The sequence below is a fragment of the Acinetobacter lwoffii genome, from assembly GCF_024129435.1.
Lineage (GTDB): Bacteria > Pseudomonadota > Gammaproteobacteria > Pseudomonadales > Moraxellaceae > Acinetobacter > Acinetobacter lwoffii_F.
The window spans coordinates 41226-48522 of sequence record NZ_JAMXXN010000023.1 but is presented as its reverse complement, the minus strand read 5'-3'; the positions used below and the strand labels follow the sequence as shown (position 1 = coordinate 48522).

Here is a 7297-nt window from a genome sequence, read left to right as displayed (position 1 = left end):
CAGCTACCCCAACAAAACAAGGTGGCTTAACTAGAGCGGAATATCACTTATAAATACGCTTTTAGTTGTTCAAACAAGTGGGACCACCTCTGTTAAAGCCTTGCGCACTGATTCTGCCTTTGCATCAGATAATGTTGCCAAGATACAGAGCTGTGTATTTCGTTCAATAAGTGTTGCTATCGAACTTTTATTGTCTTTACCTTTAATTAAATCGGCTTCCCAATGACCCGGTATCTTTCTTGAACTTCGGCTGGGCGCTCATGAATAGTTTTAATATCCTGTAATATAGAATCTTTTTTAGGTTCACCGTTAGCTTTTCGCTTTTTATTTTCATGATGCAGACAGGATAATAAGTCTTTTTTCAACTCACCCTTTGGTAATGCTCGTATCGTTGAATAAATCGTTGTATGGCTTACATTCATTGTTTGATCCAAATCAGGAATTGTCTTTAAACGCTTCGATATTTGCTGAGGAGACCATAAACAACGGATCGCTTCAACAATAAATCTCCAGAGGATTGAATCGATTTTGAGCTTTCTGTGACTACGTCTACGTCTAGCGAAGGTGTTATCAGAAGCATATCGAGCTTGATAAACGTCATTGATACTATTTCTTTTAAGCTCACCATAGATCGTACTTGGATGTCTTTTAATGAGTTCGGCAAATTTTCTTGGTGAAAAGCCTTCTTTTCTTGACTCAAGCATTAATGCAGTACGATCTTCAAAGTTAAGATGATGGTATGACAATTTTATATACTCCATACCCTTTAAATTAATTAGGTGGTTTATGTCGCACTTCAAGTTTTACTCTGCCTTGCCTCTAATATTATTGAGAAACTGATTGATCAAAGTATTTCAAATTAAGAAATAAATAATTTTATATTTAGCTCTGATGGGATAACCATCAGGGTATTTTTTTGTCATTAAAATCTAATTTGAGACATCATTATGAATGATTTTTTTTAGAAACGAATCGAAGCATCAAAATCAATGACATTGAAGTTCGTCAGATACAGATGAAAGACTTCGATACCTGGGCAATCCATACTGAGCCGTTAAAGAACTTCATTAAAGACCAAAATCATTCAAGTGTACAACCATGGCATGTGTTACTGATCTGAACAATGAATCACTGGTAGAATTTGCTGCTGAGGAACATGGATTTAAAGAGCTACTTAGTGAAGTCATGAAAATGAATTACGGTGCATTTCAAAACTATGTTATCGCTTGAACTGAGGATCAGAAAGCTTGTTTGAATTGATGTATTTCATCCGCAGATTATGCGCGAATGCTAAGAAATCTGGAGTTCGAATATTAACCAAAAAGAAGATCATTTTTTGATTTATGCGAGAGATCTATTTTATTTTTATATTTATAAGGCTAAACTTGCCTCCAATTTAATACTGGTATGTACCACTTAATTTTAGGGCGTGTCTTCAATATTAAATGTATTTAAAAATACTGTTTGCATGTTCGCCTAAACAATGATTTTCCATTATTACATAATGATCTGGCTCAGGAATATTGATAATGACCACAATGACTGATGATTTAGGTCATGGTATGGGCAATGCCTGGGAACATAAAGACTGGGCACATATTTCTGATCCAGAATTACAAAGCCTGCAGCAGCATTATTCCTGTTTACAAGGTCATATTCAGATTTTGTGGTGTAGTCCCCGGCCATTTTCATCTGCGGCGCTGGTCAAGGTGGAGCAGGATTTTGTGAGCAGGGATGAAGCAGTCGCGCATCAGTATTTGATCAAGCGCAGTCATTGTTCATTTCGTCGTGCCCACGATATTTTACAGGAGCATGCCGTTCTTCAGCATTTAGCCAGCAAAGAAATTCCTGTTGCAGCATTGATTAGGTCAAATCAAGATCTGACTGCTTTAGAGGTGGGTGACTGGACCTATGAAGTTTATGCAAAAGCAGCCGGTTTAGATCTGTATGCAGATCAGCAATCCTGGAAACCTTTTTTCTATGCTGAACATGCCGCCAAGGCAGGGGCTTTACTGGCCAGACTACATCTGGCGATGCAGGATTTTCCCGAACAGCAGGGCAGATCAGCATCTTATTTGGTTTCCAATCAGCAGCTTTTAGACAGTGAAAATATCATTACAGCCATTCAACAGCGCATTGCAAACAGTTCAGAATTAAGCCGTTATTTTGCCGATAAAAATTTAGATCCTTACTTTTTAGATCGAATCTTACAGGTTCACCAGCGTATTCAGCCTGTATTGCAACAGGCAAGCAAAATTTGGACCCATAACGATTTACACGCTTCTAATCTGTTTTGGTCAGCGCCGGATGCCAAAGCTGAAATTACTGCCGTAATTGATTTTGGTTTATCTGACCGAAACTCTGCACTTTATGATCTGGCTGTGACGATTGAACGTAATTTCATTGATTGGTTGGAATTAGAGCAGAGCCCACATATTCAGATTGATGAAGCTGGTTTAACCGCCTTTCTACATGCTTATTTTTCTGAAGTACATCCACAAGAAGATTTTAGTATTTTGCCAGAACTACTGAAAATCGTGCATTTGGATTTCGCTTTTTCAGAGCTTGAGTATTTTGTTGGGATTACTCAAAACCAGCAACATGCAGATGCTGCTTATTACGACTGGATTATCGGTCATGTGGACTGGTTCTTTGGCGAACAAGGTCAACAATTTACCCAGACCTTAACCCGGCTCATTCAAGATGAATTGCAATCTTCTCAATGCTCTCTCTAAACCCAGCATCATCACCCACTTCACAGACATAAGGTTTCGTATGAACACTCGTCAACTCAAACAGAATGTATTAACTCGATCTTTAAATATGATCATTCTGTCGCAGCTGTGTTTAGCCCCGCTGACTTATGCTGAAGACGCTGTGCAACAGCTTGACACGATTGTTATCACCGCCGATCAAAGCATTCCTTACTCGAGTGCCAAAGTGAATGTTGAAGGATTTGCTACGAACAGTCTGCAAAAACTCCCTGCATCGGTCTCTATCTTGACTGCCGATCTCATTGCTGAACAACATGCTCGTGTGCTGAGCGATGTGGTAAAAAATGATGCAGCCATCGGTGAGGGCTATGCTGCAATTGGCTATTATCCAAACTTTGTCTCGCGTGGCTTTGCACTCGATTTGGCATCAAGCTACCTCATTAATGGCAATGTGATTCGTGGTGAACAAAATGTTGCACTTGAAAACAAAGAACGTGTGGAAATTTTAAAAGGCATTTCCGCGATTCAAAGTGGTATGTCGACCCCGGGTGGTGTGGTCAATTATGTCACAAAGCGACCTAAAGATATCCAGGCCCTGACATTCTCTGCTGATCAACATGGACAGTTTTCAGTGGCAACTGATCTAGGTGGTTTTTGGGGTGATGAGCAACAATTCGGATATCGCATCAATCTGGTGAATGAACAGATTGAGTCTTATGTCGATCATGTGGATGGTGAACGCTATTTAGCGGCATTGGCCTTAGATTGGAAAACATCTGAGCAATCTAAATTGGAATTTGATCTTGAAGCACAGCGTTCCGAACAAAGATCAGTGCCAGGCTATCAATTACTCGATGGCAAAGTCCCAGAAAATGTGAAATGGGATCGATTGCTGGGTTACCAGACTTGGGGCAAACCGGTCACGATCGATAGTCTGAATAGCAGTTTAAAATATAGCTATGCTTTGAATAGTGACTGGAACCTGGGACTCGTTGCAGCACACAGTAAATCCAGAGTTGATGACTATTCAAGCTTTGCTTATGGTTATTATCGGGAAGGCTGTCTGGAAGAGTATTCCTGTAACACGTTTGGTAAAGCTGGCGAGTATGATATTTACGATTATCAGAATCCAGATGAAACCTTTAAAACCAATCAATTTAAAGTCAAATTGGATGGGGTGATTGATACCAATTGGGTACAACATCACCTTAACTTTGATTTGACTTACACCGATAAATCTAGAAATCGTTACAACGGTATAAACCAGTACATAAATTCAGAAGACTATGTTGGTAATATTTACCAAGATACCTACGACAGGATCCCAGAAGAAGGAAATCTAGGTCCTTATTTTAAAGCTTTAGACAGTAAACAAACTGCATTGACGTTTCTTGATCGTATTGAATGGAATGAACATTGGACCACTTTGATTGGCGGAAAATGGATCGAGCTGGATGAACAAGCATATGATGCAGATCGGGTAAAAGTCCGCGATACTGATTTAGGCAAATTTTTACCGCAATTTGCGATCAGCTATAGCCCCTTGGAATCGACTACCGTCTATGCCTCGTATGCTAAAGGCCTGTCAGATGGAAAAACAGCGCCTTGGTTTGCAGAGAATGCGGCTGAAACTCTAGCACCGATCTATTCAGAGCAATATGAAATTGGTTTCAAACAACAGATCCATGATTTCCTGTTGACTGCAGCCGTTTTTGATTTACGTCAGGACAATCAATATAGCAAGCCGATTTCAGGACTTCGCTATTTTATTGCGGAAGGCGAACAGCATAGTCAGGGCCTGGAATTAGGACTGAATGGTGCATTAACCGACCATCTGGCCTTAACTTCATCTTTAGCCTTGACCAAAGCCCGTTTAGAAAATGTGGAAGCGGTTGAATATGGTAATCATCAGGCGCAAAACGTGCCAAAAGCTCGTTTCGCAACACATCTTCGCTATAACGTACCGAGCATTGCAGGTTTCACTGTTCTGGCAGGTGGTCAATACAGTTCCAGCAAATATGCCAACAAAGAGGGTGCTGCGAAAGTTGCAGGTTATAGTGTGGTTGATTTAGGCGCTGCTTATCAATTTAAACTAAATACGACCGATGCATTGCTACGCTTGAATATTAATAATCTGTTCAACAAGAAATACTGGCGTGATGCAGGTGAATTTTTGGGTGACGATTATTTATTCTTGGGTTCGCCGCGTACAGCAACCTTGTCATTCAATCTGAACTTCTAAATTGGCTGCTTAATCAGGTTATATTGCTATGGAAAATATAGAAATTGCAGCGTTTATTTTAAACGTTTTAGGTGTCTGGTTGACCTCCAAACAATATAAAGTCTGCTGGTTGGTGAATATTGTCGCTGTATTTTTATATATGATTATTTTTTATCGTGTCAATTTATTTGCAGACGCAGCATTACAAGCCGTATTTATCTTGATGCAACTGTATGGCTGGTATAGCTGGTCGAAGAAAAATCATGACCAGGCTATCACCGTGCAGATTGGCTATTTGAATAAAAAAATCTGGGTATATAGCCTGATTGTGGGTATTGTCGCCGGTCTGGTGATTGGCGCCTTATTTGCTCATTTCACCACAGCATCACTCCCTTGGTTGGATTCCATGTTGGCTTCTTTTAGCTTGGTGGCAAGTTATTGGGCGGCAAAAAAATATATTGAAAGCTGGGGATTATGGTGTGTGTTAGATGTGATTTATGTCGGCATGTATAGCTATAAGTCATTGTATTTAACCGCCGTGCTTTATTTTATTTTTATTCTTCTGGCACTCAATGGCTGGAGAATGTGGCGAAATCTTTATAGAGTGAAATTATCTTGAAATGACACTATTGCAAATAGAAATTTGAGGTGATGCTCTTTCCTTTAAAAAAAGTATTTATAGACTAAAAACTTTATTTGAATTGGCCGCAGCTTGAAGATGTTGCTGATATTTTGTGAAAGCTAGCTACCATACATTCAAAGCGAACCGAAGTTCGCTTTGAATGTATTTCACTTCTTAAAAGAACCCGGCTGGTTTGGTCGAATAGCTGACTAGCAAGTTTTTAGTCTGCTGATAATGATCCAGCATCATTCTGTGATTCTCTCGCCCAATCCCTGATTTTTTATAACCACCGAAAGCCGCATGGGCAGGGTAGATGTGATAACAGTTAGTCCAGACCCGGCCGGCCTGAATAGCACGGCCTGCACGGTAAGAGGTATGCGCTGAGCGTGACCAGACACCGGCACCGAGTCCATAAATCGTATCATTGGCGATCTTGATCGCATCATCGAAGTCTTTAAAGGTGGTCACAGCCAGTACAGGCCCGAAGATTTCTTCCTGGAAGGTCTTCATGTCATTGGTGCCTTTAAAGATAGTCGGCTCAATATAGAAACCTTGACCCACTTCCTGACGTGCTTCACCACCAGTCAGGATCTGTGCGCCTTCTTCACGACCAGTGGCAATACAGCCCAGAATCTTGTCCTGCTGTTCCTGTGAGGCTTGCGCGCCAATCATGGTGTCAGTATCCAGCGGATGCCCGGTTTTAATCCGTTTCACCCGTTCAACGGCACGCGCCAGAAATTCGTCAGCAATACTTTCCTGGATCAGCGCACGCGATGGACAGGTGCAGATTTCACCCTGGTTCAGGGCAAACATGGCAAAACCTTCCAGCGCTTTGTCCAGATAATCGTCTTCCTGATCCATAATGTCGGCAAAGAACAAGTTTGGTGATTTACCCCCCAGTTCCAGCGTCACCGGAATAATATTTTCAGTCGCATATTGCATGATCATCTGACCCACTGCGGTGGAACCGGTAAAGGCAATCTTGGAAATACGGGGATTGGTCGCCAGTGGACGGCCGACTTCGACCCCGTAGCCATTGACGATGTTCAACACGCCCGGTGGCAAAATATCCTGAATCAGTTCAGCCAGCACCAGAATGCTGACCGGAGTCTGTTCTGCAGGTTTCAACACAATGCAGTTGCCCGCAGCCAGGGCAGGTGCCAGTTTCCAGACAGCCATCAGAATCGGAAAGTTCCACGGGATAATCTGACCCACGACGCCCAACGGCTCATGAAAATGATAAGCAATCGTATCTTCATCAATTTCGGAAATGCCGCCTTCCTGCGCACGAATACAGCCGGCAAAATAACGGAAATGGTCAATAGCCAGCGGAATATCGGCAGCCAGCGTTTCACGGATCGGTTTGCCATTGTCCCAGGTTTCTGCCACTGCCAGCAGTTCCAGATTTTGTTCCAGACGATCGGCAATTTTCAACAGAATATTGGAGCGGGTGGTCGGCGATGCTCTGTTCCATTGTTCTTTGGCTTTGTGCGCTGCATCCAGGGCCAATTCAATGTCTTCTACAGAAGAACGCGGAACCTTGGTAAAGACTTTGCCATCTACCGGAGAGATGTTGTCAAAGTATTCACCTTTGACCGGAGCGACCCATTCGCCGCCAATAAAATTCTCGTATTGTGCTTTAAAATGAACTTTTGAATCAGGTTGATTAGGATCGACGTAACGCATATTTATTTCCTTTGCTTATTTTCGTATGGCAAAACCGCTTCTACAGCTTTGGTA

The 7297-nt window shown here is 41.8% G+C and carries 5 protein-coding genes and 1 pseudogene; 4 read left to right on the top strand and 2 right to left on the bottom strand.

Going from position 1 to position 7297, the window contains the following annotated elements; translation table 11 throughout:
* Positions 1–81: 81 nt before the first annotated feature.
* Positions 82–761, bottom strand: a pseudogene (locus NI455_RS12655) (IS30 family transposase); the annotation flags it as partial.
* Between the two features lie 337 nt (positions 762–1098).
* On the opposite strand from NI455_RS12655, the gene NI455_RS15510 reads away from it, so the two are divergent.
* The 4 genes from NI455_RS15510 (at position 1099) to pnuC (ending at position 5554) form a co-directional block, all read left to right on the top strand.
* Positions 1099–1230: a hypothetical protein gene (locus NI455_RS15510; protein ID WP_005100775.1), complete on the top strand. Its 132-nt coding sequence runs from the start codon at positions 1099–1101 to the stop codon at positions 1228–1230.
* 299 nt (positions 1231–1529) lie between these two features.
* Positions 1530–2735, top strand: coding sequence for a phosphotransferase enzyme family protein (locus NI455_RS12650; RefSeq protein ID WP_155861424.1), 1206 nt, complete (start codon positions 1530–1532; stop codon positions 2733–2735).
* A gap of 40 nt (positions 2736–2775) precedes the next feature.
* Positions 2776–4956 (top strand): TonB-dependent siderophore receptor, encoded by a 2181-nt coding sequence (locus NI455_RS12645; RefSeq protein WP_191112722.1) that lies wholly within the window; start codon positions 2776–2778, stop codon positions 4954–4956.
* A gap of 28 nt (positions 4957–4984) precedes the next feature.
* Positions 4985–5554 (top strand): nicotinamide riboside transporter PnuC, encoded by a 570-nt coding sequence (gene pnuC, locus NI455_RS12640; protein ID WP_004281962.1) that lies wholly within the window; start codon positions 4985–4987, stop codon positions 5552–5554.
* Positions 5555–5731: 177 nt separating this feature from the next.
* Here the strand turns inward: pnuC and exaC are convergent, their stop codons facing one another.
* Positions 5732–7243, bottom strand: coding sequence for an acetaldehyde dehydrogenase ExaC (exaC, locus tag NI455_RS12635; RefSeq protein ID WP_253114470.1), 1512 nt, complete (start codon positions 7241–7243; stop codon positions 5732–5734).
* Positions 7244–7297 lie beyond the last annotated feature (54 nt).